This window comes from Enterovibrio gelatinilyticus, assembly GCF_028683095.1.
Classification (GTDB): Bacteria; Pseudomonadota; Gammaproteobacteria; order Enterobacterales; family Vibrionaceae; genus Enterovibrio; species Enterovibrio gelatinilyticus.
The window spans coordinates 1-473 of sequence record NZ_JAJUBC010000124.1 but is presented as its reverse complement, the minus strand read 5'-3'; the positions used below and the strand labels follow the sequence as shown (position 1 = coordinate 473).

The 473-nt window shown below is 50.5% G+C and carries 1 pseudogene; it reads left to right on the top strand.

From position 1 onward, the window contains the following. Nucleotides 1-345, top strand: a pseudogene (locus LRP50_RS25500) (IS21 family transposase); the annotation flags it as partial. Nucleotides 346-473: the final 128 nt, after the last annotated feature.

Below are 473 nucleotides of genomic sequence, written 5' to 3'. Positions count from 1 at the left end.
CGCGCCAAAACGAAAGGGAAAGTTGAACGCTTCAATGCCTACTTGAAAAGCAGCTTTATCACGCCACTGGCCGCCACGATGAAACAGCATGGCCTTCAACTCACCGTTGACGTATTGAACGGCCAGATAGGGGCTTGGTTAGAAACCGTCGCCCATCAACGTATTCATGGCACAACAGGTGTGAAGCCACAATGCCTGTTGGAGAAAGAGCGCTTTACGCTTCAGCCCCTCCCTACATCAATCGGCAACGTCGGCCTCACACCTGTGACAAACACAGTCGTTCCTCTCGAGAGCTTTCAACACCCGCTCTCTACGTATGATGCGTTGTTGGAGGTACGGGCATGAACCTTCAGATGAGTCGTATTGAATCTGCCTGTGAAATACTCAAGTTACAGGCAGTGAGTCAAGAGTGGTCACATTTAGCCAAAACGGCACTCAACAATGAGGCGAGTCTTGCCGACTATTTAGAGTCG